General features: G+C 59.5%; 30 protein-coding genes. 11 read left to right on the top strand and 19 right to left on the bottom strand.

The annotated features are described in order from the left end of the window. The first annotated feature begins 27 nt into the window (after positions 1-27). The 4 genes from ACR0I0_RS04470 (at position 28) to ACR0I0_RS04455 (ending at position 3,896) form a co-directional block, all read left to right on the top strand. On the top strand, positions 28-1,122 hold the full coding sequence (locus ACR0I0_RS04470; protein ID WP_171115602.1) for an ABC transporter ATP-binding protein: 1,095 nt from the start codon (positions 28-30) through the stop codon (positions 1,120-1,122). A gap of 114 nt (positions 1,123-1,236) precedes the next feature. Further along, the gene (gene surE / locus ACR0I0_RS04465; protein ID WP_171632035.1) at positions 1,237-2,019 is read left to right on the top strand and encodes a 5'/3'-nucleotidase SurE; all 783 of its coding nucleotides are present in this window, start codon (positions 1,237-1,239) and stop codon (positions 2,017-2,019) included. Beyond that, positions 2,016-2,666 (top strand): protein-L-isoaspartate(D-aspartate) O-methyltransferase, encoded by a 651-nt coding sequence (locus ACR0I0_RS04460; RefSeq protein ID WP_480490340.1) that lies wholly within the window; start codon positions 2,016-2,018, stop codon positions 2,664-2,666. The genes surE and ACR0I0_RS04460 overlap by 4 nt, the downstream gene beginning before the upstream one ends. A 63-nt stretch (positions 2,667-2,729) precedes the next feature. Further along, on the top strand, positions 2,730-3,896 hold the full coding sequence (locus ACR0I0_RS04455; RefSeq protein ID WP_480490338.1) for a LysM peptidoglycan-binding domain-containing protein: 1,167 nt from the start codon (positions 2,730-2,732) through the stop codon (positions 3,894-3,896). Positions 3,897-4,023: 127 nt separating this feature from the next. Here ACR0I0_RS04455 and ACR0I0_RS04450 read toward each other — a convergent pair whose 3' ends face one another. Together ACR0I0_RS04450 and ACR0I0_RS04445 are read right to left on the bottom strand one after the other, a co-directional pair. Further along, positions 4,024-4,695: a helix-turn-helix transcriptional regulator gene (locus tag ACR0I0_RS04450; protein ID WP_480490336.1), complete on the bottom strand. Its 672-nt coding sequence runs from the start codon at positions 4,693-4,695 to the stop codon at positions 4,024-4,026. 21 nt (positions 4,696-4,716) lie between these two features. Then, positions 4,717-5,022, bottom strand: coding sequence for a hypothetical protein (locus ACR0I0_RS04445; protein ID WP_171231525.1), 306 nt, complete (start codon positions 5,020-5,022; stop codon positions 4,717-4,719). 222 nt (positions 5,023-5,244) lie between these two features. On the opposite strand from ACR0I0_RS04445, the gene ACR0I0_RS04440 reads away from it, so the two are divergent. From ACR0I0_RS04440 to ACR0I0_RS04425, 4 genes are all read left to right on the top strand, one after another. Further along, positions 5,245-5,460 carry a twin-arginine translocase TatA/TatE family subunit gene (locus tag ACR0I0_RS04440; RefSeq protein WP_152458176.1) on the top strand — a complete coding sequence of 72 codons (216 nt, stop codon included), beginning with the start codon at positions 5,245-5,247 and terminating at the stop codon, positions 5,458-5,460. 6 nt (positions 5,461-5,466) lie between these two features. Continuing rightward, complete coding sequence (gene tatB, locus ACR0I0_RS04435; protein WP_152458175.1) at positions 5,467-5,925, top strand: Sec-independent protein translocase protein TatB; 459 nt, start codon at positions 5,467-5,469, stop codon at positions 5,923-5,925. Then, entirely contained in the window at positions 5,922-6,803 is an 882-nt protein-coding gene (gene tatC / locus ACR0I0_RS04430) for a twin-arginine translocase subunit TatC (RefSeq protein ID WP_209832913.1), read from the top strand. Before tatB ends, tatC begins: the two co-directional genes overlap by 4 nt. Positions 6,804-6,919: 116 nt before the next feature. Beyond that, positions 6,920-7,762, top strand: coding sequence for an ATP-binding protein (locus tag ACR0I0_RS04425; protein ID WP_171723150.1), 843 nt, complete (start codon positions 6,920-6,922; stop codon positions 7,760-7,762). Between the two features lie 60 nt (positions 7,763-7,822). On the opposite strand, the gene ACR0I0_RS04420 is transcribed toward ACR0I0_RS04425, so the two are convergent. From ACR0I0_RS04420 to ACR0I0_RS04390, 7 genes are all read right to left on the bottom strand, one after another. Then, positions 7,823-8,467 carry an SDR family NAD(P)-dependent oxidoreductase gene (locus tag ACR0I0_RS04420; protein ID WP_171632046.1) on the bottom strand — a complete coding sequence of 215 codons (645 nt, stop codon included), beginning with the start codon at positions 8,465-8,467 and terminating at the stop codon, positions 7,823-7,825. A gap of 42 nt (positions 8,468-8,509) precedes the next feature. Further along, positions 8,510-8,758 carry a hypothetical protein gene (locus ACR0I0_RS04415; RefSeq protein WP_152458171.1) on the bottom strand — a complete coding sequence of 83 codons (249 nt, stop codon included), beginning with the start codon at positions 8,756-8,758 and terminating at the stop codon, positions 8,510-8,512. Between the two features lie 297 nt (positions 8,759-9,055). Then, positions 9,056-10,579: an amidophosphoribosyltransferase gene (purF, locus tag ACR0I0_RS04410; protein WP_480490334.1), complete on the bottom strand. Its 1,524-nt coding sequence runs from the start codon at positions 10,577-10,579 to the stop codon at positions 9,056-9,058. A gap of 642 nt (positions 10,580-11,221) precedes the next feature. Then, positions 11,222-11,815: a CvpA family protein gene (locus ACR0I0_RS04405; protein ID WP_171632054.1), complete on the bottom strand. Its 594-nt coding sequence runs from the start codon at positions 11,813-11,815 to the stop codon at positions 11,222-11,224. 40 nt (positions 11,816-11,855) lie between these two features. Further along, positions 11,856-13,220, bottom strand: coding sequence for a DNA repair protein RadA (gene radA / locus ACR0I0_RS04400; RefSeq protein ID WP_480490332.1), 1,365 nt, complete (start codon positions 13,218-13,220; stop codon positions 11,856-11,858). 121 nt (positions 13,221-13,341) lie between these two features. Further along, positions 13,342-14,124 (bottom strand): DNA repair protein, encoded by a 783-nt coding sequence (locus ACR0I0_RS04395; RefSeq protein WP_480490330.1) that lies wholly within the window; start codon positions 14,122-14,124, stop codon positions 13,342-13,344. 150 nt (positions 14,125-14,274) lie between these two features. Continuing rightward, on the bottom strand, positions 14,275-14,727 hold the full coding sequence (locus ACR0I0_RS04390) for a paraquat-inducible protein A (RefSeq protein ID WP_171723154.1): 453 nt from the start codon (positions 14,725-14,727) through the stop codon (positions 14,275-14,277). A gap of 102 nt (positions 14,728-14,829) precedes the next feature. On the opposite strand from ACR0I0_RS04390, the gene ACR0I0_RS04385 reads away from it, so the two are divergent. Continuing rightward, positions 14,830-15,258 (top strand): acyl-CoA thioesterase, encoded by a 429-nt coding sequence (locus tag ACR0I0_RS04385; RefSeq protein ID WP_480490328.1) that lies wholly within the window; start codon positions 14,830-14,832, stop codon positions 15,256-15,258. Here the strand turns inward: ACR0I0_RS04385 and ACR0I0_RS04380 are convergent. From ACR0I0_RS04380 to alr, 3 genes are read right to left on the bottom strand one after another with little or no spacing between them, the layout of a single operon-like run. Then, positions 15,255-16,001 (bottom strand): ABC transporter ATP-binding protein, encoded by a 747-nt coding sequence (locus tag ACR0I0_RS04380; RefSeq protein ID WP_480490326.1) that lies wholly within the window; start codon positions 15,999-16,001, stop codon positions 15,255-15,257. The two genes, ACR0I0_RS04385 and ACR0I0_RS04380, sit on opposite strands and share 4 nt — an antisense overlap. Next, entirely contained in the window at positions 15,998-16,780 is a 783-nt protein-coding gene (locus tag ACR0I0_RS04375; protein ID WP_171723157.1) for an MlaE family ABC transporter permease, read from the bottom strand. The genes ACR0I0_RS04380 and ACR0I0_RS04375 overlap by 4 nt, the downstream gene beginning before the upstream one ends. Beyond that, a complete protein-coding gene (gene alr, locus ACR0I0_RS04370) occupies positions 16,777-17,811 on the bottom strand; it encodes an alanine racemase (protein WP_480490324.1) in 1,035 nt (344 codons plus the stop codon). The genes ACR0I0_RS04375 and alr overlap by 4 nt, the downstream gene beginning before the upstream one ends. On the opposite strand from alr, the gene ACR0I0_RS04365 reads away from it, so the two are divergent. Further along, the gene (locus ACR0I0_RS04365) at positions 17,810-18,073 is read left to right on the top strand and encodes a hypothetical protein (protein WP_209832927.1); all 264 of its coding nucleotides are present in this window, start codon (positions 17,810-17,812) and stop codon (positions 18,071-18,073) included. The genes alr and ACR0I0_RS04365 overlap by 2 nt on opposite strands. Next, positions 18,052-18,591, top strand: coding sequence for a GNAT family N-acetyltransferase (locus ACR0I0_RS04360; RefSeq protein ID WP_480490322.1), 540 nt, complete (start codon positions 18,052-18,054; stop codon positions 18,589-18,591). The genes ACR0I0_RS04365 and ACR0I0_RS04360 overlap by 22 nt, the downstream gene beginning before the upstream one ends. A 46-nt stretch (positions 18,592-18,637) precedes the next feature. On the opposite strand, the gene ACR0I0_RS04355 is transcribed toward ACR0I0_RS04360, so the two are convergent. From ACR0I0_RS04355 to ACR0I0_RS04325, 7 genes are all read right to left on the bottom strand, one after another. Continuing rightward, positions 18,638-19,684, bottom strand: a complete 1,047-nt coding sequence (locus ACR0I0_RS04355) for a Hint domain-containing protein (RefSeq protein WP_480490320.1) — start codon at positions 19,682-19,684, stop codon at positions 18,638-18,640. A 122-nt stretch (positions 19,685-19,806) separates the two neighbouring features. Next, positions 19,807-21,297, bottom strand: a complete 1,491-nt coding sequence (locus ACR0I0_RS04350) for a replicative DNA helicase (protein ID WP_152458159.1) — start codon at positions 21,295-21,297, stop codon at positions 19,807-19,809. 225 nt (positions 21,298-21,522) lie between these two features. Then, a complete protein-coding gene (locus ACR0I0_RS04345; RefSeq protein ID WP_209832930.1) occupies positions 21,523-22,203 on the bottom strand; it encodes an orotate phosphoribosyltransferase in 681 nt (226 codons plus the stop codon). A 142-nt stretch (positions 22,204-22,345) separates the two neighbouring features. Further along, a complete protein-coding gene (locus tag ACR0I0_RS04340) occupies positions 22,346-23,527 on the bottom strand; it encodes an ammonium transporter (RefSeq protein ID WP_171632079.1) in 1,182 nt (393 codons plus the stop codon). A gap of 197 nt (positions 23,528-23,724) precedes the next feature. Next, positions 23,725-24,201, bottom strand: a complete 477-nt coding sequence (locus tag ACR0I0_RS04335; protein WP_480487738.1) for a CinA family protein — start codon at positions 24,199-24,201, stop codon at positions 23,725-23,727. Continuing rightward, on the bottom strand, positions 24,198-24,695 hold the full coding sequence (locus ACR0I0_RS04330) for a phosphatidylglycerophosphatase A family protein (protein ID WP_171723162.1): 498 nt from the start codon (positions 24,693-24,695) through the stop codon (positions 24,198-24,200). The genes ACR0I0_RS04335 and ACR0I0_RS04330 overlap by 4 nt, the downstream gene beginning before the upstream one ends. Next, the gene (locus ACR0I0_RS04325; RefSeq protein ID WP_480490318.1) at positions 24,692-25,822 is read right to left on the bottom strand and encodes a bifunctional 2-C-methyl-D-erythritol 4-phosphate cytidylyltransferase/2-C-methyl-D-erythritol 2,4-cyclodiphosphate synthase; all 1,131 of its coding nucleotides are present in this window, start codon (positions 25,820-25,822) and stop codon (positions 24,692-24,694) included. Before ACR0I0_RS04325 ends, ACR0I0_RS04330 begins: the two co-directional genes overlap by 4 nt. Positions 25,823-25,926: the final 104 nt, after the last annotated feature.

Below are 25,926 nucleotides of genomic sequence, written 5' to 3'. Positions count from 1 at the left end.
GATCGGGAAAGGCAATGGGGTCCATCGGTGACAGGTAACGCAACTCCTCCGCGTCTGGAAATTCGCAACATTGTTCGCCGGTTCGAAGGGCGGGTCGTCGTGGATGACGTGTCATTGACCGTGCAGGCCGGCAAAGTGACCTGTTTGCTGGGGCCGTCAGGTTGCGGGAAATCCACCACCCTGCGCATGATTGCCGGGGTCGAGATGCAGGACTCGGGCGAGATTTACGTCGATGGCAAACTGATCTGCGACACCGTGTTTCGGGTGCCCCCGGAACGGCGCGAGATCGGGTTGATGTTTCAGGACTTTGCGCTGTTTCCTCATCTGAGCGTGGCCAACAACGTGGCCTTTGGCCTGAAAGGCAGCAAGGACGAAAAACGAGCCCGGGTCGAAGAGCTTTTGCGCAAAGTGGACCTGATGCGGTTCATCGACGGGTTCCCACATCAGCTGTCTGGCGGCGAGCAACAACGTGTGGCCCTGGCCCGCGCTTTGGCGCCACGGCCCCGGATCATGCTGATGGACGAGCCCTTTTCGGGCCTCGACAACCGTCTGCGCGACGGTATTCGGGATGAGACGCTGTCCATTCTCAAGGAAGAGGATGCGGCCGTTCTGCTGGTCACGCATGAACCGGAAGAGGCGATGCGGATGGCGGATGAGATCGCGCTGATGCGGCGCGGCAAGATCGTCCAGCAGGGCGCGCCATACAATGTCTATACCCGGCCGGCGGACAAGGCTGCCGTGGCCTTTTTCAGTGATGTCAACGTGTTGCGGGCGCAGGTGAACGGAGCGCTGGCAGACACGCCGTTCGGCCAGTTTCTGGCGCCGGGTATTCCGGATGGAACGGATGTCGAGATCGTATTTCGCCCCCAGCATGTCAAACTGGATTTCGACCGAAACGGCAAGGGCCCGCTGCCGACCGCAACTGATGGCGTTGCCGCGCGGGGCGTGGTCGAGCGCGCGCGTTTTTTGGGAAACGAAAGCCTGGTCGAGTTTCGCATGGACTACGACGGCTCGATCCTCAGGGCGACGGTCCCCAATGTCTTTGTGCCCAATCCGGGCCGTGTCATGTGGCTGACCATTCGTCGCGACAAATGTTTCGTTTTCCCCGAGGCGCAGAGTTAACCTCGCGATTTCCGTGCAAGTGGTGCGCGAAAGCCTCAGATTGCAGGGTCGCGTCGCTTGCCGCATCGCGGGGCTGGGTCTATCAAGGGCCAAACGCGGGGGTAAATCGGGCACATGCGTATTCTTCTGACCAATGATGACGGGATCAACGCTCCGGGCTTGATCACGCTGGAGGCGATCGCTGCCGAACTGGCAGGTCCGGATGGTGAGGTCTGGGTGGTCGCGCCCGCCTTTGAACAATCGGGTGTTGGGCATTGCATCAGCTATACCCATCCCACGATGATCGCCAAGTTGGGCGAACGGCGTTATGCGGCGGAAGGGTCGCCTGCGGATTGTGTGTTGGCGGGGCTGCATGACGTGATGTCAGACTGCCCGCCGGATCTGGTTCTGTCCGGCGTGAACCGGGGCAACAACTCGGCCGAGAACACGCTTTATTCGGGCACTATCGGCGGCGCGATGGAAGCGGCGCTGCAGGGGGTTCCTGCGATTGCTCTGTCACAGTATTTCGGCCCGCAAAATCTGGGGCTGGACGACCCGTTCGAGGCTGCCGCGCGGTTCGGGGCCGATCTGGTCCGGCGTATTCTGGATGCAACCCCGGTCGAGCAGGGCGATTACCGCCTGTTTTACAACGTGAACTTCCCCCCTGTTCCGGCAGATGAAGTGCGCGGTACGCGCGTTGCCGCGCAGGGGTTCCGGCGCGACACGCATTTTACGGTCGAGCCGCACAGCTCGCCCTCGGGGCGGCGGTTCCTGTGGATCAAGGGTGGCTATCAGCATAACCCGACTGCGCCGGGAACGGATGCTGCGGTCAATCTGGAAGGCTATATCTCGGTTACACCGATGCGCGCCGACTTGACCGCATATGACATGCTGGAGGCATTGAAGGCGGTCGAATGAGCGGACTGGACCCGGAAATCGTGATGCAGTTCCTGTTTGCCCTGCGCAAACGGGGGGTCACGGATGCGCGCGTTCTGGAGGCAATGGAACAGGTTGACCGGGGCCGCTTTGTCACCGGCCTGTTCGCAGATCGCGCTTACGAGGACATGCCATTGCCGATCTCCTGCGGTCAGACGATCAGTCAGCCGTCGGTCGTTGGTCTCATGACGCAGGCGCTGGACGTTCGGCCGCGCGATACCGTGCTCGAGATCGGAACCGGGTCAGGTTACCAGGCCGCAATCCTGTCGAAACTGGCGCGCAGGGTCTATACGGTCGAACGCCATCGGCGGCTGGTCAGCGAGACAGGGAAGCTTTTTGCCGATCTGGGGCTTACGAATATCACGGCCATGTTGTCGGATGGATCCTTTGGCTTGCCGGAACAGGCTCCGTTTGATCGGATCATCGTGACGGCCGCAGCCGAAGACCCTCCGGGACCGCTCTTGGCGCAGCTGAAAATCGGGGGTATTATGGTATTACCCGTGGGTCAGTCGGACACGGTGCAGCAGTTGATCAAAGTAACGCGCACCGAGGCCGGCCTGGACTATGAAGAATTGACGTCGGTCCGTTTCGTGCCCCTGCTTGAGGGGCTTGGCAAGGACGAGGCGTAACAGGCTTGATAAATTTGGTCGCCGGAACCCCGGACAACAGGGGCGGGCGTTGAGGACAGTATTATGAGTGCAGTATCCAAATCAGCTATGCGTCGCTGCGCGACCGGAGTGGCCGCTCTGGCCATTCTGGCCGGGTGTGAGGGGCCACTGGATTACGACCTGCGCGGTCAGGTCGGCGGATTTTCGACCACTGATGCAGTGCAGTCGGCAACAACGTCGCGCCCGTCGCCCGACAGCCGGGGGGTGATAACCTATCCGAACTACCAGGTTGTCGTGGCCCGACGCGGCGACACGGTGCGCGATGTTGCCGCGCGTGTCGGCCTGCCCGAGGGTGAGCTGTCGCGGTTCAACGGCCTTCAGACAACCGATACCCTGCGAGAGGGCGAAGTTCTGGCCTTGCCGCGTTCGGTAGGTGCAGGCAGTGGCGTAGATATCGCATCAGTTGCCGGAGCCGCCATTGATCAGGCCCCTGAAACGGGGGGCGTCCGGACGACGACGCTGGAGCCCGCCAAGCCAGCCCCGGCGCCCGTCGCAAGCGGGCCGGAACCTGTCCGCCACAAGGTCAAGCGCGGCGAAACGGCGTACACAATTTCGCGCCTCTATCAGGTTCCGGTGGAATCGCTGGCGGAATGGAACGGCCTGGGGTCCGACTTCACCGTGCGTGAAGGTCAGTTTCTGTTGATCCCGGTCAAGAACCAATCCGCGCCACGTCAAAGCGCTGCTGCAACGGCACCGGTTGCGGCCACCGAGGTAACGGAGCCGGGGCAGGGGTCGCCGACGCCGACGCCTCCAAGTGCCACGCAGCCCTTGCCCGACGAAAAGGTCGCGCCGCGCGCTGAAGCCCCTGATGTGACGGCCGAAGCCCCGACAAACACGCGATCTACGGCCCTGTCCCTGCCGGTCAGCGGCACCATCATCCGCGGCTATAAAAAGGGCAAGAACGAAGGTATCGACATCGCTGCGGCCCCCGGCACAGCCGTCACCGCGGCTGAGGCCGGAACCGTAGCGGCGATTACCGCGGACGCGGATCAGGTTCCGATCATCGTGGTCAAACACAAAAACGATCTGCTGACGGTCTATGCCAATGTTGATGGCATCACCGTCAAAAAAGGGAATCGTGTACGCCGTGGACAAAAGCTGGCGCAGTTGAGGGGCGGAGACGATGCCTATGTGCATTTCGAGGTGCGCAAAGGGTTTGAATCAGTGGATCCAGATCCCTACCTGAAATGATACATCGCTCGTTTCGGGCTGTGCCTCTGCCCGAAACACTTCTGAATACGGCTGCCTGTCAGGCGTTTGGGTCGTAGTCGCTCAGGCGTTTGGGTCGTAGTCGCTCAGGCGTTTGGGTCGTAGTCGCTCAGGCGTTTGGGTCGTAGTCGCTCAGGCGTTTTCCTGGCTCGTCTGCGAAGATCTCTGGCAGCGGCGAGACGGATTCGATCAGGTCGATACGGAAGACACGGAAACCGTTTCGCAATTCGCACCATGCGGTAAGTGTCCAGATCCGTCCCCAGTATTCCATATGCAAGGGACGGATTGTGCGTTCAGTCAGAACGCCGTCAATGCGGCGGTAGGACAGCCGAAGCTTTTGGCGTGATTTGATGGCCGCGCGGATCGGAGCCATATGTGCAAGCCCGCGGGCTGCATCTGCAAAAGGGTAGACCGCGAATTTCCAGCTATCGGCTTCGGCCACAACCTGTGTGGGCAGGACGGCATCGATCTTGTCTGCCAGAGAGTTCGCGGCGGCTTTCAGGTCTGGATCTGCGGCTTCGGCCACGATCGCCATGCCGAGGTTCAGGGCCTCAAGCTCGGCCGGGGTCAGATTCAGCGGCGGCAGGGTGATCTGCTCGCGCACCATGTAACCCACACCCCGCTCTCCTTCGACAGGAACACCCGAGGCGACCAGCGTGTCCATGTCGCGATAGATGGTACGGACCGACACCTCGAGCCGGTCCGCGATGTCCTGCGCGCGGTGCAGTTTTCCGTCGCGCAGGATCTGGATGATATCGAACAGGCGGTCAGTTCGGCGCATGACACGCCGTCCGGACCGCGCCTAGGCAGTCATGTTCCATAAAACAGCCTCATGGCGCATCTGAACGCTTTCAGGGTTGATGGCCGCCATCATGCCTGCTGCACATTCCTGTTGCGGGAACTGTGCCGCAGCGTCCTGCGCGGCCTTCATGTCCGTCCAGACGACATAGTCAGTCCAGCGGCCGTCTGCGCCCTGGCTGAGCTGTCGATGGGCAAAGCCTGGTGCGCTGCGAACAAAGGCTTCGGATGCCTTGCTGAGCTTTACGAACTCTTCAGGGGTGGTGCCGTTGGCAAGAGTGAAGGTGACGATTTCAGCAACATGGGTCATGTGAGTCTCCGTTGACCAGGTTTCGATGCCATCGTTCTAGCCACTTCCAACTGACATAAACCTGTCAGTTGGAAAATGCGAGCCCATAGTTTTTTGCAGATGAGGTCAATTTTCGCCCTCAATCTGTGCCGGATCCCTTTTGGGACAGGGCCTGGGGGCGTAAACACGGACCCAGTTCATATTCCCGGCGCACAAGGGCGCCGATGAAAAAGGAGAAATGAGATGCTGAACAATATTGGCCTTCCCGGTCTTTTGCTGATCGCCGTTGTGGTTCTGGTTCTGTTTGGTCGCGGCAAGATCAGCTCGCTGATGGGCGAAGTCGGCAAAGGCATCACCGCGTTCAAGAAGGGCGTGAAGGACGGTTCGGAAGAACTGGAACAGGACGCGTCGGAACTGGCCAAGGACGTGACGCCTGAAACCGAGAAAGACAAGGCGTAAGCGCAGATGTTTGATCTGGGCTGGACCGAACTTCTGGTCATCGGCATTGTCGCCCTGATCGTTGTCGGGCCGAAGGACCTGCCGGTTTTGTTCCGCAATGTCGGGCGGTTTGTCGGCAAGGCCCGTGGCATGGCACGCGAATTCAGCAGCGCCATGAACGAGGCCGCCGATCAGGCCGGTGTGAACGAGATCAAGAAAGGTCTCAACGCCGCCGCGAATCCGGTTGGTTCGGCCATGGACGGCGTGAAACAAGCCGCGCAGGATATGGCAAAAAGCATGGATCCCACCAAGTTCGATCCTGACAGCGAAACCGGTAAACTGGCAGCCGAGCGAGCCGAACAGGCCAAGAAAATTCAGGCCTCAACGGCCCGCGCTGCCGCCGAGCGCAAGGCCAAGGAAGCTGCCGAGGCACTGGCCAAGGCCGAAGAAGCCGAAGCGGCGCTGAAGACTGAAGGCGAAACATGACCAAGACCGACGAGATCGAAGATACCTCGGCCCCATTGATCGAGCACCTGGCCGAGCTGCGTACGCGGTTGATCCACTGCGTCGTGGCCTTTCTGGTCGGGATGATCATCTGCTTTACGGTGGCCACGCCGATCTTCAATTTTCTGACCAACCCTTTGTGTGAGGTCCTGACCGAGCGCGGACAGGATTGCGGCCTGATCTTCATCTCGCCGCAGGAAGGGTTCTTTGTCGCGATCAAGGTTTCGCTTTTGGGGGGCTTCATTCTGGCGTTTCCCTATATCGGGATGCAGATGTGGCGCTTTGTGGCTCCGGGCCTCTACAAGTCAGAGAAGAATGCGTTTCTGCCCTTCATGCTGGCTTCGCCCTTCATGTTCCTTCTGGGCGCCAGCTTTGCTTTCTATGTCGTCACGCCCCTAGCCTATGACTTCTTCCTTGGGTTCCAGCAATTCGGCGCTGAAGGCGAAGCCGTGGCCGATGGCGCAACGGCTGCACCGCTGAGCGTGGTGTTTCAGGGTTCGGCACAGGAATACCTGAACCTGACGATCAAGTTCATCGTGGCCTTTGGGCTGTGCTTCCAATTGCCGGTTCTTCTGACCCTCATGGGCAAGGCAGGTCTGGTCAGCTCTGAGGGTCTGGGGGCCGTGCGCAAATATGCGGTGGTCGGCATTCTGGTGCTGGCGGCGATCGTGACGCCTCCTGACGTGATCACGCAGATTATCCTTTTTGTGGTGGTCTATGGCCTTTATGAGATTTCGATCTTCCTGGTGGCCCGGGTTGAAAGGAAGCGGGAAGAGCAGTTGCGGGCTGAAGGTTACTACGACGATGAAGAAGCCGAAGCGGACGAAGATCTGATGCGGGAATTCGAAGACGACAAGTAACCTGCTGAAACAACAGCCGAGGCGCGCCCCGTTCGGGCGCGCCTTTTTCGTTCGCGGGCCTTGTTGCGCCAATCAGAACATGCTTTGAACCGATCCGTATCTGACCGGAGAAGCCGATGGACGACCAAGCCCTGAACCGTATTGCTGCCGCGTTGGAGCGCATGGCGCCGGCGCCTTTGGCCACACCGGATTTCAATGCGGCCCCTGCCTTTGTCTGGCATGTGGAACCGGAACGCCTGGAACCGGTCGAACAGATCAATCGCGTCGATCTGGATCTGCTGGTCGGCATAAATCGGTCGCGCGACACGTTACTTGACAACACCCGCCGCTTCGCGGCCGGCTACAAGGCAAACAATGCACTGTTGTGGGGCGCGCGCGGGATGGGCAAATCCAGCCTCGTAAAGGCCGTCCACGGCACGCTGAGCGCAGATCATCCTGACCTGAAGCTTGTGGAACTACAGCGCGAGGATATGGCCTCGGTCGCGCGTCTGCTGAACCACCTGCGCGCGGCGCCTTATCGGTTCATCCTGTTTTGCGACGACCTCTCGTTCAGTCACGATGACCAGCATTACAAATCGCTCAAGGCCGTTCTGGATGGCGGTATCGAAGGTCGCCCGGAAAACGTGGTGTTCTACGCGACCTCGAACCGCCGTCACCTGATGCCGCGGGACATGATTGAAAATGAACGTTCCAGCGCCATCAACCCGTCAGAGGCGGTCGAGGAAAAGGTATCACTGTCCGACCGCTTCGGTCTGTGGCTGGGATTCCACCCCTGCGATCAGGACGAATATCTTGCCATGATCGACCGCTATTGTGCCGCCTATGGCGTTTCGGTCGATGCCGAAATCCTGCGCGCCGAAGCAATTGAATGGCAGGCCACGCGCGGATCGCGTTCAGGCCGTGTCGCGTGGCAGTTCTTCGTCGATCTGGCCGGGCGGAACGGCGTTCATATCGCCTGATTCCAGCTTCATCTGGCTAAAAATATCCCCGCCGGAGGCATGGCCCGTCAGGGCCATTTCCTAAAGCAGCGCCAGGATCCGCGCAGCTTCATCTGCGGTGCTCGTCAGTGCATCGCGATCTTCGCCCGGGTGGAACCGGGCACGCACGGCGGTCGGCATCGGTGCTGGTTCCACGATCGAAACGCGCGGACCGGTGCGTTCGGTCTCGGCCGCCCAACTGCGGGCCAGCGCCATTTGCGCGGCCTTGGTGGCACCATAGATGCCATAGAATTTGTGACCGGCTTTCGGGTCATCGAAAAACACTGCGTGGCCGTTTTCACCCAGCAGCGGCGCGACATATGGGATCAGGACCGAGGTTGCGTTTGCATTCGTGTTGACTGCCTTGGTCCATTCCTTGGGGTCAACGAAATGTACCGGTGTCAGCGCCGAAGTGTGAATGGCCGTATGCAGCCACAAATCCACCTTGCCCCAACGGTCATGGATCCCGCGACACAGGGTTGCCATCGCGTTCGGATCAGTGATGTCCATCGGTGCCAGCGTGGCAGAGCCACCCTTGGCCTTGATGCGATCGTCCAGTTCTTCCAGCCCGCCAGTGGTCCGGGCGACGGCGACAATGTGGTATTCGGGCGCCAGCGCTTCGGCCAGGGCAGCGCCCAGCCCGCGCGAGGCCCCGGTTATCAGGGCGATTTTGGTCGTATCGGTCATGCCTGCGGTTTGAACCCCCGCGCGCGGGGCGTCAAGATGTGATCAGCCGCCGGGGATGGCGATACGCCGGGTCTGGCCGCTTTGTCGCAGCATTATGCCATGCTCATCAATCGCTATAACTGTGCCCGAGGCAACGCGGCTTCCGGGTTTTACTTCTTTCACGCGGCCTGATGACAGGCGCATCAGGGCGCGCATATCCGCTTTCGGCCCGAATACGCCCAGAACCGAGACGGAATTCTTCTTCAGCGCGCCCCGCTGTGTGGCCGCGCTTTGGACTTTGGCGTTTGACATGATCCGCGGACCGGGCCGTGGCCCGGACCCCTTTTTGAGTGAGTGGTCGCGGCCAGATAGCAAAACGCTCAAGCGAACAAAAGCGCTGCACGGACAGGTGTCATCACGATTTGGCGCCCTTGAAAAAAGCCCTTGTGATTGCGTGGAATTCGCCGACTGGTTGTGGCAGATTTCCACTCATTCACATCCCATGACAGCAATCAGGCGGTCGACAGCTATCGGCTGGCCGGGATGTTCCGCCGTTTTGATTCGCTTTTCAGAATGGAAAACTGACTGTGTCAGTCCCGTTTCGTCCGCTCAGCCCGAGGCCAGTTTCGCCGCGTTCCAAGACTCGCCCGGAACCTGCATGTCGGCGCGCTTCTGGCTGACACGGCTGCTGTTCTCCAGATTGTCCAGATAACCTTCGCTGACGCTGCCCGTGATGTACTTGCCGTCAAAACAGGAACAGTCGAAGGCTTCGATCTCGGGATTGCCCTCCTTGGCGGCCCAGATCAGATCTTCCAGGTGCTGATAGAACAGGGCGTCGGCACCCAGTTCTTCGCGGATCTCTTCGATTTCCTTGCCGTTCGCGATCAGTTCGGCCTTGGTTGGCATGTCTATACCGTAGACATTGGGGTATTTCACCGGCGGCGAGGCGCTGGCGACATAGACCTTCTTGGCCCCGGCATCGCGGCACATCTGAACGATCTTCTTGATGGTGTTGCCCCGTACGATGGAATCGTCGATCAGCAGAACACTGTGGCCGTCAAATTCCAGCGGCACGGCATTCAGCTTGCGGCGGACGGATTTCTGCCGCTCTGCCTGACCCGGCATGATGAACGTGCGCCCGACATACCGGTTTTTCACCAGCCCTTCGCGATAGGGGATGCCGGTGATCTTTGCGGCTTCCAGGGCCACGGGGCGGGCGCTGTCGGGCACCGGGATGATCCGATCGATTTCCAGCCCCGAGTCCTGAATCTGTTTCGCCAGCGTCTGGCCCATGCGCATCTGCGTCTTGTAAACCGAAACACCGTCCAGCAAAGAATCCGGGCGCGCCAGGTAGACATACTCGAAAATGCAGGGTGTCAAGTTGCCTTCGACCGCCTGAAACTCGTGCATATTGCCGTCCAGATCGATCAGGATCGCCTCACCCGGGCGAAGATCACGCAGCTTTTCAAAGCCGTTGATGCCAAAGGCCACGTCTTCCGAGGCAAAGGCATAATCATCACCGTCTCCGTCCACTTCGCGTTTGGCGACCGAAAGTGGGCGAATGCCAAACGGATCGCGGAAGGCCAACATACCGACACCCGCGACCAGACAGATCACGGAATAGGCGCCCTGAACGCGTTCCATCGTCATCTTCACACCGGCAAACAGATTGCGGATGGGTTCGCCGTTGCCATTCACCTTGATCGCGTCCGCCACTTTGTCGGCCAGCACGTTCAGAAGGATTTCAGAGTCTGACGTGGTGCGCAGGTGACGGCTGTATTTGCCGGTAACCTTTTCGCGCTGTTCGGCGGTGTTGGTGATGTTGCCGTTGTGAACCAGATAGATGCCGTAAGGGGCGTTCACGAAAAAGGGCTGCGCCTCGGCCGCGCTGAGGGACCCCGCCGTCGGATAGCGCACATGCCCCATGCCCACACGACCCAACAGGGTTTCTGCATCCTGGGCGTTGAACACATCCTTTACCAGACCGTTGGCCTTCTTTTCCCGGAAGAATTCGCCGTTGTAGGTCACGATCCCTGAGGCATCCTGACCCCGGTGCTGCAACATCAGCAGCCCGTCATAGATTTCGGCAAACACATCATGTGTCCGGCTTGCGATTCCCAAAATCCCACACATTTAAGGGGCTCCAACTTCTATGACGATTTGACCTGAGGGTTGACCGCCGTTCGGCATCGGATCCTCTGCAAGGCGCGTGCGGTCGGTTTGGTGGCAGGCGACAACGACGCCAATAGGGCGACCATCACAACGACCAGCGCGCATTCGAACAGAAAGAACAAGATCGGTGGCTCCGATTCCGTGGCGGGTTGGCCTCCACATAATGCCTAATGGCGTGGCTGTCATCAAAGGATCACACTCACCTATTGCCGCAGGTCGGGATTTCGCGGATCGGGGCAGGGTCAGGAAGAAGATGACATGTGCAATCAAATGTGCTGTCATGCCAATTAATATGTGCAAAACAGGATGGGTGAAGCACGCAAAGGGCCGGAATGTGGCAACATAAACCTCAAAAGAAGCAGGACCGGATCAAACAACGGTGCCACAGGTGCCGGGGAATGGGCCGGGCGCCCTGTCAGATCTGCAACGGGGCGGGCGAAGTTGTCAAAAGCCGGGATATTCTTGGCAAACCGATCTCCAGCCGATGCGACGGGTGTTTTGGGCTGAAAACGATCCGCTGCACGGTCTGTGGCGGGGAAGGGTATGTTTGAATCGAAAAAGCCCGGACAGTGCCGGGCTTTCATTACGCAATGCACCCCATGATTACCCGTCAGTTGGTGCTGTGGTTTCGGGTTGTTCGTTTCCTGCCGTGCAGCTGGCGACCAGTTCTTCGTATTGTGCAGTCACCCAACCCAGAGCGGCTTCGGGGTTTTGCTCTTCAATCTGGCTGCTGAACTGCTCGAACACTTTGGCCGAGCGGCTTTCGTCCACGATTGTATAGGACTGGCCGGTCATGACCGTATCATAGACAAAGAAGGCGATTGCAACCAGCAGAATGCCGCGCGCGATGCCGAAGAACAGCCCCAGCGCCTGATCCAGACCGCCCAATGCCGAGCGCTGCACCAGCGATGAAAACAGCGGTGTGAAGATACTGACCACAATCAAAGCCACGGCAAAGACGGCTGCAAAGCCGGTGATCACCGACAGTTCACAACTGTCGCGCAGGAAATCTCCGACCACAGGGATTTCTTTGACCAGCGGCACAGCCTGTGGGGCAAAGATGAATGCCAGAACGGCCGCCGCGACCCAGCCTGCAATGGCCAGAACTTCGCGCATGAAGCCACGTGAGTAGGCCAGCAAGCCCGACAGCACGATGATCAGGGCGACGACCCCGTCAATTATTGTAAAACCTTCCATGGCCCTCGCCTGTTCTTTTTCTGCCCCTCGGGGCGCGACTTTAACCTGCTCCGAAGGTTTCGCCAACAAACCCCACCAAATCAGAGGGTCGGGTGAGTGTCAGACCTGCCACAGTGCCGGTTTTGCCACCAGCCGGAGCAATTGCCGCCGTGAAACCAAGTTTTTGCGCTTCTTTCAACCTGTTTTCGGTCTGTGGGGCCGGTCTAAGTGCCCCGGACAGCGAGATTTCTCCGAAAACGACCGTGTCGGCGGGCAATGCTGTGTCTTCTCGGGCACTGAGAAGGGCGGCAGCCACAGCCAGATCGGCGGCGGGTTCGCTGACTTTCAGACCTCCGGCAACGTTGAGATAGACGTCGAGCCCGGCAAAGGGAATGCCGCAGCGGGCCTCGAGCACCGCAAGGATCATTGCCAACCGCCCGCTGTCCCACCCAACAACGGTGCGGCGGGGCTGTGAGTGGGGCGAGGGTGCGACCAGAGCCTGCAATTCGACCAGCACGGGTCGGGTGCCTTCAATGCCCGCAAAAACTGCAGAGCCGGGGCTTGGCCTGCCACGTTCGGACAGGAACAGGGCCGAGGGGTTGGTCACTTGCGCCAGACCCTTGCCGGTCATTTCGAACACGCCGATTTCGTCCGCTGGTCCAAAACGGTTCTTGACCGCGCGCAGGATGCGGAACTGGTGGCCGCGCTCGCCCTCGAAATAAAGGACGGTATCAACCATGTGTTCGACCACGCGAGGGCCCGCGATCTGGCCTTCCTTGGTGACGTGGCCAACCATGATGATCGAAACACCGTGCCGTTTCGCAAACGTGGTCAGTTCATGGGCCGCGGCCCGGACTTGTGATACGGAACCGGGTGCGCTGTCGACATTGTCTGCCCACATCGTCTGAATCGAATCGATGATGGCCAGGCCTGGTTTTTCGGCTTCCAGCGTCGTGAGGATGTCGCGCAGGTTGGTTTCGGCGGCAAGTTGAACGGGGGCGTCCTCAAGCCCAAGACGGCGGGCGCGCATACGCACCTGTGCGCTGGCTTCTTCGCCCGAGACATAGATGGTTTTCACGCCCGCACGCGCGAAACGCGCTGCGGCTTGCAGCAGCAGGGTCGATTTCCCGATGCCGGGGTCTCCTCCCACCAACAGGGCGGAGGCCGGGACCAGCCCGCCGCCCAGAACACGGTCCAGCTCCTCGACCCCGCAGAGGGTGCGGGGCGGCGGTGTTTCCTCGGTGGACAGATCCGCGAGTGCGATGGACTGGCCGCGTTTGCCGCCGAGGGATTTTCTGGCCGGGCCAGTCGATATGGGCGCGTCCTGAACGATGGTGTTCCATTCGCCGCAACCGTCGCAGCGTCCGGACCATCGTGTATGCGTCGCACCGCAGGCCGAGCAGGAGAAGGATGTCGTCTTTGCCATGACGCACTTGGTGCCCGAGCTTGGGCGGTTCTTCAAGCCCTTGCGGGCGTTCCTCACCGCCGATGGCGCGCTGCGGCCTCAGGCCCGGTTGGGCCATCGTCCGCAGCGGGCGCTGGCGCGCCTATTCCGCCGGTCGAAGGGGCGACATTGCAACCACGCTGGATGCCTTTGAGGTGCCATTTTTGCGCGGTGTGTGCAGTTGGGTCGACAATTCGGGCAGAAGCTCGAACAGTTCATCCCGCAAGCGGGTAAGTTGCGACCTGGCGATCGTCTCTTCCATTTCCACATCCCGCGTCCATTGGCGCAATTCGTTCTGGATGACCTGCGCCTCTTCCAGACGCTGTTGAAACAGTTCGATCTCTTCCTGTCGCTGTTGCAGGAACATCCGCGCGCGTTCGACCTGCGCATCGCCATAGGTCCGGGCCAGTTCCTGACTGATCTGGCTCATCTGCGCGGCCAGTTCCAGGATCTCGGGCTCGAGTGATTGCAGGTCGGGGTGCTGGCGCAGAAACCCCATGCGTTCCTTGACGGCGTCAAACTCGGACGACATCATGAACAGCCCGCCGCGATCGGCGGCATGTGCCATTTGATACGCGTCCGCGATGTCATGCATATTGAGCGCAAACTTGCGGTGGTTGTTTTCCAGCGCCATCATTCGGGCATTTGCCGGCAGGTAAAACGCCAGCATGAGAATCAGCGCTGTCAGGCCAATCTGGATGAACATGCCGGCATCCTTTGCCGGTGCCTCGCCAAATCCGGCCTGCATCGAGAGCCAGGGCAATACGCCCAAAGCGGATAACAATGTGGCTGAAACGGCCAACAAGGCCGCCAAACAGATCAGGAAAAAAGTCAGTCTTAAAAAGGCATTCTGAAATTGCAATGTGATACTGTGGAGGGCGGCCATGATCGTCGTACTCCTTCTTCAAACCGGTACACACCGGGCCGAAGCGGAAGGTAATCAAACGATTGCGTACGATCCGCTGCGGACCCGAAAACTACAAAACACTGCTGCTCGAAATATAAGGATGATACTTAGATTTGTGTTTTCAATCAATTAGGTCTGAGCTTTTCGTGAAGTGGATGTCATCTCTGTAATATGACCCAGTGCGATCGAAGCCAAAATGCAGGCCGTGAACAGGTAGAGACCCCATGCCGTCTCAATGGTGGCGTATGAGATGCCCTTGGCCAAAGTGATGTAAAGCGCGATCAGGAAGATGTCGGCCATGGCCAGTTTGCCAAGGATATTGAGCGCAGGTTGGACGCGGGCATCCAGCAGGTTCCATTGGATCAGCGCGGTGCCGATGGTTTTTATGTAAGGGGCGAACAGGGCGAATATGGTGACGATCAGCGCAAGAAAGACGTCGGATTTCCATAAGGACTGGAGGCCGGTGATGACACTGATTTCGCTGAGGCCGAAGATCGGCAGAAACCCCGCGCGCATCAGCGGGGCGAACCACGCGACGGGGTAGAGGATCAGGAGGGAAAGGGTGGCGAGGCGGAGGGGCATGACTGGGCGTCTAGGTAAGATTTCGAAATTTGCGGCGATGATTTGATATGGTTACCTTAAACCAGCACTCGCCACTGAGTTATTTTTAGACGGGGAGGAATGATGTCGGGTTTTGTGGCCTTCAAGTCAATTGTCGATCCATCGGACTGTGATTTTCTGGGGCATATGAACGTGTCCAAGTATTTTGCGGCATGTTCGGATTCCGTTTTTGCGTTGCAGGCAGAGTTGGGGCTGACGTCCGAAGACATGCGGTCAGGAAGAAAGCTATCCTTTGCGGTGGTCCATGCAGAAAGCAATTTCCTTGCGGAATTGAGTGCTGGCGAGGCGATCCAAATGGAAAGCGAAATCCTGAAAGTAGGAACGAAGTCCATGACTTTCAGCCACAAATTAGTTCGAGTGATCGACGGTGAAACGACATTTTCGACGGTTTTTAAATGCGTCTTGCTCAACCTGCAGACAAGGCGCGCCGAAGCTATTCCTCAGGACGTTCTCGAACGCTCGGCAAAGTGGCTGGCAAAGAGCGAAGGTTAACGCACCGCCTCAATCGGCCCCTCTGCGCTCCCGCTGATGAACTGCTCTACATAAGGATCACCCGATGCATCCATCTGCCCAACGGGGCCGGTCCACTGGATTACGCCTCCGTGCAGCATGGCGACGTTGTCGGCAATCGCGCGGACGGAACTCATGTCGTGGGTGATGGTCATCGCGGTGGCGCCCATCTCGGTCACGATTTCGCGGATCAGATCGTTGATGACGCCGGACATGATCGGGTCGAGGCCGGTGGTGGGTTCGTCGAAAAAGATGATCTCGGGCTCGGCGGCGATGGCGCGGGCAAGGCCCACGCGTTTTTGCATGCCGCCTGACAGTTCCGCCGGAAAGCGGTCGGCCACGTCGGATTTCAGGCCCACGCGGCGCAGTTTGTCGATGGCGATTTCGCGGGCTTCGTCGGTTGGACGTTTCAGAGAACCACGCAGCAGGCGGAAGGCGACGTTCTGCCAGACGGTCAGTGAATCAAACAGGGCCGCGCCCTGAAACAGCATACCGAACCGGGCCAGAAAGGCATCACGGTCGCCCTTGCTGGCGTCTTTGCCGTCCACATAGATCATGCCGCTGTCGGGCTTGATCAGGCCCAGAATGCATTTCAGCGCCACGGACTTACCAGTGCCCGAACCGCCGATGATGACCATCGAGGTGCCCTTGGGGATCTCAAGGTTCATGCCTTGCAGCACGTGGTTGTCGCCAAAGGCCTTATGTACGTTCTCCATCCGGATCATAGCGAGAAGAATACCCCTGTGAGAACGAAGTTTGCGGCCAGGATCAGTACGGCGGCGGCCTCGACGGAGCCTTTGGTTGCGCGGCCGACGCCTTGTGCGCCACGGCCGGAATTCATGCCGTAGTAACAGCCCATGATGGCCGCGATCAGGCCAAAAGCTGCACCTTTGACCAGCGATGAGACGATGTCGCGGGTTTCCAGGAAATCGACCGTGTTTTTCAGATAGGCGGCCGGGTTGAAGCCCAGATTTTGCGTGGCGACGGTGTAGCCGCCGGCAATTCCGATGATGTCACCCACTGCCACCAAAGCCGGCACAGTGATCAGGGCGGCCAGAACGCGCGGGGCGGTGAGGTATTTCATCGGGTGGGTCGACAGCGTGACCAGCGCGTCGATCTGTTCGGTCACTTTCATCGTGGCGATTTCGGCTGCGATGGATGAGGTCACGCGCGCAGCAATCATCAGGCCGACCAGAACCGGGCCAAGCTCTCGCACCATGCCGATGGCGACGATCTGGGGCACCACGGCTTCGGCGTTGAAACGCGCGCCGCCGGCGTAGATCTGCAACGCCAGCGCACCGCCGGTGAAAATCGCGGTCAGGCCGACGACCGGCAGAGACAGCCAGCCGATGTTCAGCAGGGCCATGCCAAATTCGCGCGGATAGAAGGGGGGGCGCAGAATATGCGAAATCGCATCAAGCGCGAACAGTGCCACCCGGCCAAAGGCCGCAAGCAGGCTCAGAACCGTGCGGCCCAGACCTTCGAGCGCGGTGAGAGGGTTCATTCCACATAGCCCCGCGAATAGCGATTGCCCATTGATGTGAGGATTTCATAGCCAATTGTACCTGCAGCTTCGGCCAGGTCATCGACGGTCTGATGGCCATTCAGGATACGCAGGCGTTCCGGGTCTTTGGGCAGGTCCGTGACATCCACCGTGATCAGGTCCATCGAGATACGGCCAACAACCGGGCAGGGCTGATTGCCGGCGAAGGCGTCGATGCCGCCCCCGATGGCGCGATGCAGGCCGTCTGCATACCCGGCCGCGACGGTGGCGATACGGGACGGCCGGCGCGCAACCCAGCTGTTGCCGTAACCAACAGTTTCGCCCACGGCCACCTTGCGCAATTGGATGACAGGCAGATCGACCGTGACAACGGGTTTGGCATCCGCAAAGGGCAGGCCGCCATACAGGCCGATGCCCGGGCGGCAGAAATCGAAATGGAACTCGGGCCCCAAAAGCAAACCGCCGGTCGCAGCCAGAGAACGCGGCGCGGCGATACCGTCGGTCATCTCGCGGAAGGTTTTCAGCTGCTGCCTGTTCATCGGGTGGTCTGGCTCGTCCGAGCAGGCCAGATGAGACATGACAACGGCTGGGTTCAGGGCCTCGGCCCTTGGGCGCAGTTCGGCCCAGTCGGCGGGTTCCAGCCCCAGCCGGTTCATGCCACTGTCCAGCTGAATGCCAAAGGGATGGTCGGGCAGGGCCTCCATATGGCGCTGATACTGCTCGCCCGAATTGATCAGCGGCGTCAGATCATTGGCGCGCAGAAGGTCTGTGTCGCCCTCCATATGGCCGGAAAAGACAAAGATCATCGGGCCGGGGCCAACCGCATTGCGGACAGCGGCGCCTTCTTCTGCGGCCGCCACAAAAAACTTGCGAACGCCTTCCTCGGCCAGCGTATCGCTGACGGGCCCGGCACCCAGCCCATAGGCATCGGCCTTGACCACGGCGCCGGTTTCGACCCCGGTTTTCGCGTCGAGCGCCCGCCAATTCCTGGCGAGCGCCTGAAGATTGATCGTCAAACGTGCAGTACTCATGGCACTGTTCATGACATTGCGCCGCTTAAGGTCAAGAGGGAATGGCGCATTTACCTGTCGGTTTATGTTGGTGTTTGGTCTGTTGTTACGGAAAACACCAAAAAACCAGAAGAAATGGCAGCATTCCGCCATGGTTGCAGGTTTTTGGGATTGTCTTCACGTCAAGGTTAAAGCGATCCTGAGAGCCGGATCGTTCGGTTCCGGTAAAGACCGGGCGCAACGTCAACTCATGAGGGAGCCATGGATTTTTCTACCGGTTTGACCCGGGACCCGTCAGAGATCATCCGTCTTTTTGCCGACGTTTTTTCCGCATCGGAAGGGCCAGAGGAAGGGGCGGCAATAGGTGCATTCGTACGTGAATTGCTCAACACCACGCCGCCTGAAGATATCCTTGTGTGCACGGCTCAACAGGATCACGAGCTGCTTGGCTGTGCCATCTTTTCCCGGATGACGTTTTCGCAGGATACGCGCAATGTGTTCATCCTGTCGCCGATGGCCGTGCAAACGGGCAAGCAAAAAACAGGTATTGGACAGGCGCTGATTACCTATGGTCTGGATCGCTTGCGGACGGCAGGTGTGGACGTGGCACTGACCTATGGCGACCCGGCCTATTATTGCAAAACGGGTTTTGTGCAGATCACCGAGGATACTGCTCAGCCACCGCTGAAACTCAGCCATCCGCACGGCTGGTTGGGACAGGCGCTAGACGGTTTTGACCTGAAACCGCTGAAAGGCCCGTCGGGATGCGTTTCCGCGCTGAACAATCCATTGCTGTGGTAGGCGGGATCGGTTTATTCGCTTTGGTCGATGGCCTTGGTTCCACAGCCTAGAACAGGGCCTGATCTATGATCGCCTCGCTGTTCCGGACATGTCGGGCCACCAGCTTTTTCTGTCGCCTGCCGCTGGGGATATAAAAGGCAGGGTCCATATCCTTATTGCAGTCGAGACCCGGAAAAATCTGCAACAGCTCTTGCAACGCTTCGGGCGGAAGGGATTTGAGGGCTTCGGGGCCGGTGAACAGGCTTTCACTTGGCGCGCCTTCGGCAAGAAGAACCACGTGACGGTCACAGACAACGTGATGATAAACCACCTGCGTCGCATCGTAATCCACGTAAACGCCCGGCAGGTCTGTTAGTCGGATGGCCGAGACCAAAACGTCTCTTGTGTCGAACATGCGCTGCGCGATGTCCGATCGGACCAGCATTCTGTGCTGTCGCGAAACCGTCAGGTCTCGGCGGGGCAGGCCGTGCCCCAGGGCGCCGGCCGTAATGCGGACTGGGCGCAGTTCGGGTGATTTCAACAGATCGGCCTGGCGCAGGGACCGGGATAGAACAAGCCGAACGGTTGCCGAGCTGCGTTCGGTCGTCATCACCTTGTCACCGGGGCGGATATCCTGAACGCTGATTTCGCCACGGTCCGTCAGGATCAGGGTGTCCGAAACGAAACAGGGGGCGCCGGGGCTGGGATTGGGATCCTCAACAAAGTTGACCCCGTCCTTCGATGACAGAGACGCGGTATCGTCCGTGCCGTTGCTGCCGATCTGGGTCGAAGTCTGGCCACTGGCCGGCCCCTGTGTCGCAGTTACCTGCGAGTCGAAGGATACAAAGCTGAGAACCGAACCATTGTCCGAAAGAGAAACCGCCCCAAACCGGTTGATGCGCGCCGAAATCACGTAATAGTCGAACCCGCCCACGGTGGTCATCGTTCCGTTGTCGACATCCGTCGAACTGCGCACCGAGCCATTGGGGTTGTAAACATCGACCTGCAAGCCGGTAACGTCGGTTCCGGTCGGAACCCGGATTTCAATGAAATCTCCGTCCGGAGCAAAGTTCGGGCCGTTGCGATATCTTATTTCCGATATGATCGCGGGCAAATCAGTGGGTCTCCGGGCGGGTTTGGCGCGTTGGGTTGAACGTCACCGTCACGTTAACACCGGGCAGGAAAAACACCAAAGGACTTGGCGTTCAATATCTGGGGCAGGTGTTCTGCCCGCGATCAATAACCCTCGATTTCACCACCCTGTTGCCAAGGCTTGACCAGATTGCCAAAGCGGGTGAATTGGGCCTCGAACGACAACTCGACCGTGCCGATTGGGCCATGACGTTGCTTGCCGACGATGACCTCGGCCTTGCCGTGCAGACGTTCCATCGCCTGCTTCCACTCTTCCATCTTTTCCAGTTCGTGATCACCGGGCTTTTCGCGCTCTTTGTAGTATTCCTCGCGGAACACAAACATCACAACGTCGGCGTCCTGCTCGATCGAGCCGGATTCACGTAGGTCGGACAGCTGCGGGCGCTTGTCGTCGCGGTTTTCCACCTGGCGCGACAGCTGTGAAAGAGCAATGACCGGGATGTTCAGTTCCTTGGCGATAGCTTTCATGCCCATCGAAATCTCGGCGATTTCGTTCACCCGGTTGTCGGCCATGCCGCGGCACAGCTGTAGATAGTCGATGACCAGCAAGTCCAGCCCGTGGGTCCGTTTCAACCGTCGTGCACGGGCGGCAAGTTGCGAGATCGGCAAGGCAGGAGTGTCGTCAATAAACAGGGGACAGGCCTCAAGCTCTTTGGCCGCATCCACAAATCGACGGAACTCGGCCTCGGTCATGTCGCCCTGACGGATTTTGTGGCTGGAAATCTCCGAGGCTTCCGCCAGAACCCGGCCCGCAAGCTGTTCCGCGCTCATTTCGAGTGAGAAGAAGCCTACAACACCGCCATCGATCGCGCCTTCGCTGCCGTCGGGCTTTGTGCCACGCTTGTAGGCCTTGGCAACGTTGAAGGCGATGTTGGTCGCCAGCGAGGTTTTACCCATGGATGGACGGCCGGCCAGAATGATCAGGTCGGACGGGTGCAACCCACCCAATTGCTTGTCCAGATCGGCCAGACCGGTGGAAATCCCGGCCATGCCGCCGCCGCGCTGGTAGGCCTCGTTGGTGACGTTGACGGCTTCGGTGACGGCCTTGAGGAAGGACTGAAAGCCTTGCTCGGTCTGGCCCTGCTCGGACAGCTGATAAAGCTGCTGCTCGGCCTCGACGATCTGTTCTTTCGGCTCGCTCGAAACATCGACCCGCGCCGCCTTGTCCGAGATGTCGCGACCCAGCCGGATCAGCTCGCGCCGGATGGCAAGGTCATAGATCATCTGGGCATAGTCGTGCACCGCGAATGCGCTGATTGAAGCGCCCGCCAGTTTGACCAGATAAGCGGGACCGCCCAATTCTTTCAGGCCCTCATCCTCGGCCATGAATGATTTGAGCGTCACGGGCGAGGCAAGCGCGTTCTTTGCAATACGGGCCGAGGCCACCTCGTAAATCCGGGCATGGACCGGATCATAGAAATGTTCAGCCCCGATGATCGAGGCGACCCGGTCGTACAGGTCGTTATTGGTCAGAATCGCGCCCAGCAATTGCTGCTCGGCCTCGATGGAATGCGGCATGGTTTCGGCATTCTGAATCTGTGCCGCTGCCTGCTCGATACTGCTGATCTCGTTCATTTTGTCCCCGCTGCCCGTTCCGAGGTTCTACACGCGAAACGTCACCGCAAGCTATCTGGAAATACCTGTGGCTAACTTGGGGTAAAGCCTAGGGATAACTTTCCAGACCGCTTGGATGCCTGAATATGCATCGCTTATTATGTAGGAATTGTCGGAAAAGTCACCATATATCGTGGCGAACTGCCCGATTCTTCCGGGTTTGTCCCCAATCCTTCCACAAGAGGTTTACGCTGGTTTATTGGCCTCTTGCCATCCGCGCGGGTCGTTCAGGAAAGCTTCGACAGCCTCAAGTGTTTCCTGATCAAAGGCTTTCTGTGCCTTGGCCTCGGCCAGAACATCCCACCACGTGCAGAGCGAGTGCAGCTTGACGCCATGATCACCCAGCGTTTTCTCGGTCTCGGGGAAGATGCCGTAGTAGAAGATGACGGCGGTGTGCCCGCAGGTAGCACCGGTTTCGCGGATCGCATCGACAAAGGACAGTTTCGAGCCGCCATCAGTGGTCAGGTCTTCAACCAGCAACACACGCTCGCCTTCGCTCATCGCCCCTTCGATTCGGGCGTTGCGGCCATAGCCCTTGGGTTTCTTGCGCACGTAGGTCATGGGCAGAGCCATACGCTCGGCGACCATAGCGGCAAAGGGGATGCCCGCCGTTTCCCCGCCTGCGATGTTGTCGAATGCCTCAAAGCCAGCATCACGCATCACCGTGACGGTCAGGAAATCCATAAGTGTCGAGCGGATACGCGGATACGAGATCAGTTTGCGGCAGTCGATATAGGTCGGGCTAGGCAACCCGCTGGCCAGCGTGAACGGTTCCCGCGAGTTGAAATGCACGGCCTTGATCTCCAGCAGCATCCGTGCAGTCAGGCGGGCGATTTCGGTGCTGTCGGGAAAAGAACTGGGGATCATGGCGCAAACCTCGGGGCTGAAAACACGTTGCGGGCTGATAGCCCGACCCTTGGGCTGGAGTCGAGAGGGATTGGGCAAAAGAAAAGCGGACCCCCAAGAGGTCCGCTTTTGCCCTTACGGGCGATGGGCAGCCAAGGTGGGCTTAACTGCTCATGTCATAGGCCCGCTCGCCATGTACCGAGAGGTCGAGGCCATTTGTCTCGGTCTCGGCGTCTACGCGAAGTGGCGTGATCTGTGCAACCAGTTTGACCAACACAAACGTGACAACTGCCGTAAAGGCACCCACGACAATCAGCCCGCCCAACTGAGCGGTCCAGGTTCCAAGGCCAAAAAGGGCGATCATGAGCGTGCCAAAGATACCGCCGACACCATGCACGGCGAAGACATCCAGCGTGTCGTCGATATTCAGTTTGTTACGCACGACGCTGACGGCTTCCTGACACAGAACACCGGCCACCGCGCCAATGATCAGGGCCTGAACCGGACCGACGAAACCCGATGCAGGCGTGATCGAGGCCAGACCTGCGATTGTGCCGGTGACCAGACCGACCATCGAGGCCTTGCCAAAGCGGATACGCTCCCACAGGGCCCAGCTTAGCGATGCCGTAGCCGCGGACAGGTGCGTGACGGTCAGGGCCATCGCCGCTCCGCCATCGGCGGCCAGTTGCGAACCACCGTTGAAACCGAACCAGCCGACCCACAGCATTGCTGCGCCGACCATGACGTAACCGGGGTTGTGCGGCGGAGTGGTGCGGTTGCGACGCGGCCCGAGGATGACCGCGACAATCAGCGCTGCCAGACCAGCGGTTTCATGCACCACGATGCCACCCGCAAAGTCGCGAACGCCGATCTCGCCCAGAATGCCGCCATCAGCCAGCATCCCGCCGCCCCAGATCCAGTGCACCACGGGCGCATAGCACAGCAGCATCCACAGCGCCGAAAAGGTCAGGACAAAGCCAAAGCCCACACGTTCGACATAAGCGCCAACGATCAACGCAGGGGTTATGATGGCAAAGGTCATCTGGAAAGCAAAGAACAGGATCTCGGGCAGGGTTCCCGCAAGGCTGTCAACATCGACGCCGTTGAGGAAGGCCTTGCCCAAACCACCCCAAAGCCCGCTTTCACCGGGTCCGAACGCGATGGAATACCCTGCGACCAGCCACAGGACGCTCATCAAACAGGCAATGGCAAAGCAATGCATGAAAACGCTGAGTACATTTCGGGCACGCACGAGCCCGCCATAGAACAGGGCGAGGCCCGGCACTGTCATGAAAAGGACCAACGCGGTTGCAACGATGATCCAGGCTGTATCGGCTCCGTTCATGGGCCATTCTCCCTTCCGAATGAGTGCGCGGATCCGTGGAAACTGGGCGCGGATCGGCGCTGCGTGAGCGGTGTGGGCTGTTTCAAGCCACCGTCGGTTGGAGAAAAAAGAGGCATGGCAAAAAAAAGCGCCTGTTTTGGCGGCCTTTTTTCAACTGACTTTAAAAGCAGCGGTTCTATTGGTCAGGTGCTGAAATATTAGGCACCTGCGGAAAGGGCCGTATACAGCAGGGCCAAGGCGTGGTCACGCGCCGCGCGACGCACGGCATCGCGACCGGGTGCGCCGAATTCGACGGTTTCCACATGCGTCGACCGCCCCGCGGCGGCCAACCCGAAACACACACGCCCTTCAGGTTTGAATTCGGACCCGCCCGGCCCGGCAATACCTGTGATCGCGACGGCAAGTTGCGCCAGTGAATTGCGCAGCGCACCTTCTGCCATTTCGCGGGCCACCTGTTCGGAAACCGCACCGTGCGCGTTCAGCGTTTCGGCCTGAACGCCCAGCATGTCCTGTTTGGCCTCGTTGGTGTAGGTGACGAAACCCCGATCCACGACGGCAGAGCTGCCGGGAATATCGGTCAGGGCCGCAGCGACCATGCCGCCGGTGCAGCTTTCGGCGGTGGCGATCATCACGCCCTGCGCCTTGGCGCGGTCCAGCAGGTCTGTCACGTTCATAGCCCCAGAACTCCGTGTGCGATACCTGCCAGAACCATCACTCCGATGGCTGCAAATATACCTGCAATCACGTCATCCAGCATCACGCCCATCGGATCGCCACGCCGATCGGCCCAGCCGACAGGGCCGGGTTTGGTGATGTCGAACAGACGAAAAAGGATGAACCCGGCAACCCAGCCGGGCCAGAGCGCGGTAATGTCGATTCCATGCGCCCAGGACGGATAGGAAATTGCCCAAAGCGCGATGAACTGGCCTGCGACCTCATCAATGACGATTTCGGATGGGTCGTGGTCATCCTGACCTTCGGTCATCACGCGTGTGGCCCAGAGGCCGCCGACAAAAACCGCAACCGTTGCGAGGGCCAGCAACGGGAAACCACCCAGCATGTGCAATACCCAGGCCATCGGCAGGGCCACCAGCGATCCCCAGGTGCCCGGGGCAGGGCGCAAATGGCCGACGCCGCCGACAGTCCCGATCATCTGTGCCGCGTTCATGCTTTCACCAGACAGGCTGTGGCGAGCGAGGCGATGCCCTCGCTGCGGCCGGTGAAGCCCAGACGCTCGGACGTTGTCGCCTTGACCGAAACCTGATCTGCACGCAGGCCTATGATTTCAGACATCTTTTCTCGCATGGCCACTGCGTGCGGGCCAATCTTTGGATATTCGCAGACCAGCGTGCAATCGACATTCGAGATGCGGTATCCCATCTGCCCTGCCAGCTCGACCGCGTGGCGCAGGAAAATCTCGCTGGCGGCGCCTTTCCATTGCGGGTCCGAAGGCGGGAAATGCTGCCCGATATCGCCCTGTGCCAGAGCGCCATAGATCGCATCGGTGACCGCGTGCATTCCGACATCGGCATCCGAATGGCCTTGCAGTCCGCGGTCATGCGGCACTTTCACACCGCAAAGGATCACATGATCCCCATCGCCAAAACGGTGCACATCGTACCCGTTGCCCAGCCTTACATCCATTTCCGTTCCCATTATGCGTTCCGCCCGGGCAAAATCCTCGGGTCGGGTGATCTTCAGATTGTCCGCGTCGCCCGGTACGATGCAGACATCAAGTCCGGCGGCGCGGGCCACTTCGACATCGTCCGCAGCTTCGCCCGGATGGGCGGCGTGGGCGGCGATGATCGCGTCATAGTGAAACCCCTGCGGAGTTTGCGCGGCGAACAGGTTTCTGCGATCCTGCGTGCCGGTCACGGCCTGTTCATGCCCAACCCACAGCGCATCCGTCACCGCCAGCCCGGGCGCCGCCGCCGGACATGTTTCCAGGGCATTCAGAACGTCGGTGATGATGCGGGGTGTGACGCAAGGCCTTGCAACGTCATGGATCAAAACGCGCTGTACGTTCCGGCCGGCCAGTGCAGCCAATCCATTGCGCACCGATCCCGCGCGATCCGTTCCGCCCGAAGCCAGGATCAGGTCGGTTTCACGGAATTCTTCCCATGCGACGCTGTCTTCGTCGGACAACACCAGGACAATGTGATCCACCTGTCCGCGAAAGCGCTCGATCGTCCAATCGGCCACCCGCCGGCCCGCAAGGCTGCGCCATTGTTTTGGCACGCCACCCCCGGCGCGCGACCCGCGACCGGCGGCAACTATGATGGCGGCAGTTGTCATATGTGCGCGCTCTCCTCGTGATGGGCATTGTTTAGGCGGCGGTGAATGCAGAGGCAATCACCCATGGTCATGTGATTAATAATTAGGCAAATGATGATTTTGCG

The organism is Ruegeria sp. AG6 (genome assembly GCF_056541565.1).
The sequence above is the reverse complement of the archived record's forward strand: the minus strand, read 5'-3'. Positions and strand labels throughout refer to the sequence as shown.

Excerpts from the sequence above, each read along its gene's own strand:
- ACR0I0_RS04360 (WP_480490322.1), top strand. The coding sequence starts at position 18,052 with ATGGATTTTTCTACCGGTTTGACCCGGGACCCGTCAGAGATCATCCGT.
- ACR0I0_RS04330 (WP_171723162.1), bottom strand. The coding sequence starts at position 24,695 with ATGAACGCGGCACAGATGATCGGGACTGTCGGCGGCGTCGGCCATTTG.
- radA (WP_480490332.1), bottom strand. The coding sequence starts at position 13,220 with ATGGCAAAGACGACATCCTTCTCCTGCTCGGCCTGCGGTGCGACGCAT.
- tatB (WP_152458175.1), top strand. The coding sequence starts at position 5,467 with ATGTTTGATCTGGGCTGGACCGAACTTCTGGTCATCGGCATTGTCGCC.
- ACR0I0_RS04420 (WP_171632046.1), bottom strand. The coding sequence starts at position 8,467 with ATGACCGATACGACCAAAATCGCCCTGATAACCGGGGCCTCGCGCGGG.
- ACR0I0_RS04375 (WP_171723157.1), bottom strand. The coding sequence starts at position 16,780 with ATGAACCCTCTCACCGCGCTCGAAGGTCTGGGCCGCACGGTTCTGAGC.
- ACR0I0_RS04385 (WP_480490328.1), top strand. The coding sequence starts at position 14,830 with ATGTCGGGTTTTGTGGCCTTCAAGTCAATTGTCGATCCATCGGACTGT.
- ACR0I0_RS04450 (WP_480490336.1), bottom strand. The coding sequence starts at position 4,695 with ATGCGCCGAACTGACCGCCTGTTCGATATCATCCAGATCCTGCGCGAC.
- ACR0I0_RS04425 (WP_171723150.1), top strand. The coding sequence starts at position 6,920 with ATGGACGACCAAGCCCTGAACCGTATTGCTGCCGCGTTGGAGCGCATG.
- ACR0I0_RS04380 (WP_480490326.1), bottom strand. The coding sequence starts at position 16,001 with ATGATCCGGATGGAGAACGTACATAAGGCCTTTGGCGACAACCACGTG.
- ACR0I0_RS04390 (WP_171723154.1), bottom strand. The coding sequence starts at position 14,727 with ATGCCCCTCCGCCTCGCCACCCTTTCCCTCCTGATCCTCTACCCCGTC.
- surE (WP_171632035.1), top strand. The coding sequence starts at position 1,237 with ATGCGTATTCTTCTGACCAATGATGACGGGATCAACGCTCCGGGCTTG.
- ACR0I0_RS04405 (WP_171632054.1), bottom strand. The coding sequence starts at position 11,815 with ATGGAAGGTTTTACAATAATTGACGGGGTCGTCGCCCTGATCATCGTG.
- ACR0I0_RS04440 (WP_152458176.1), top strand. The coding sequence starts at position 5,245 with ATGCTGAACAATATTGGCCTTCCCGGTCTTTTGCTGATCGCCGTTGTG.
- ACR0I0_RS04340 (WP_171632079.1), bottom strand. The coding sequence starts at position 23,527 with ATGAACGGAGCCGATACAGCCTGGATCATCGTTGCAACCGCGTTGGTC.
- ACR0I0_RS04325 (WP_480490318.1), bottom strand. The coding sequence starts at position 25,822 with ATGACAACTGCCGCCATCATAGTTGCCGCCGGTCGCGGGTCGCGCGCC.
- purF (WP_480490334.1), bottom strand. The coding sequence starts at position 10,579 with ATGTGTGGGATTTTGGGAATCGCAAGCCGGACACATGATGTGTTTGCC.
- ACR0I0_RS04335 (WP_480487738.1), bottom strand. The coding sequence starts at position 24,201 with ATGAACGTGACAGACCTGCTGGACCGCGCCAAGGCGCAGGGCGTGATG.
- alr (WP_480490324.1), bottom strand. The coding sequence starts at position 17,811 with ATGAGTACTGCACGTTTGACGATCAATCTTCAGGCGCTCGCCAGGAAT.
- ACR0I0_RS04415 (WP_152458171.1), bottom strand. The coding sequence starts at position 8,758 with ATGTCAAACGCCAAAGTCCAAAGCGCGGCCACACAGCGGGGCGCGCTG.
- ACR0I0_RS04350 (WP_152458159.1), bottom strand. The coding sequence starts at position 21,297 with ATGAACGAGATCAGCAGTATCGAGCAGGCAGCGGCACAGATTCAGAAT.
- ACR0I0_RS04460 (WP_480490340.1), top strand. The coding sequence starts at position 2,016 with ATGAGCGGACTGGACCCGGAAATCGTGATGCAGTTCCTGTTTGCCCTG.
- ACR0I0_RS04345 (WP_209832930.1), bottom strand. The coding sequence starts at position 22,203 with ATGATCCCCAGTTCTTTTCCCGACAGCACCGAAATCGCCCGCCTGACT.
- ACR0I0_RS04445 (WP_171231525.1), bottom strand. The coding sequence starts at position 5,022 with ATGACCCATGTTGCTGAAATCGTCACCTTCACTCTTGCCAACGGCACC.
- ACR0I0_RS04395 (WP_480490330.1), bottom strand. The coding sequence starts at position 14,124 with ATGGCCGCCCTCCACAGTATCACATTGCAATTTCAGAATGCCTTTTTA.
- ACR0I0_RS04455 (WP_480490338.1), top strand. The coding sequence starts at position 2,730 with ATGAGTGCAGTATCCAAATCAGCTATGCGTCGCTGCGCGACCGGAGTG.
- ACR0I0_RS04365 (WP_209832927.1), top strand. The coding sequence starts at position 17,810 with ATGGCACTGTTCATGACATTGCGCCGCTTAAGGTCAAGAGGGAATGGC.
- tatC (WP_209832913.1), top strand. The coding sequence starts at position 5,922 with ATGACCAAGACCGACGAGATCGAAGATACCTCGGCCCCATTGATCGAG.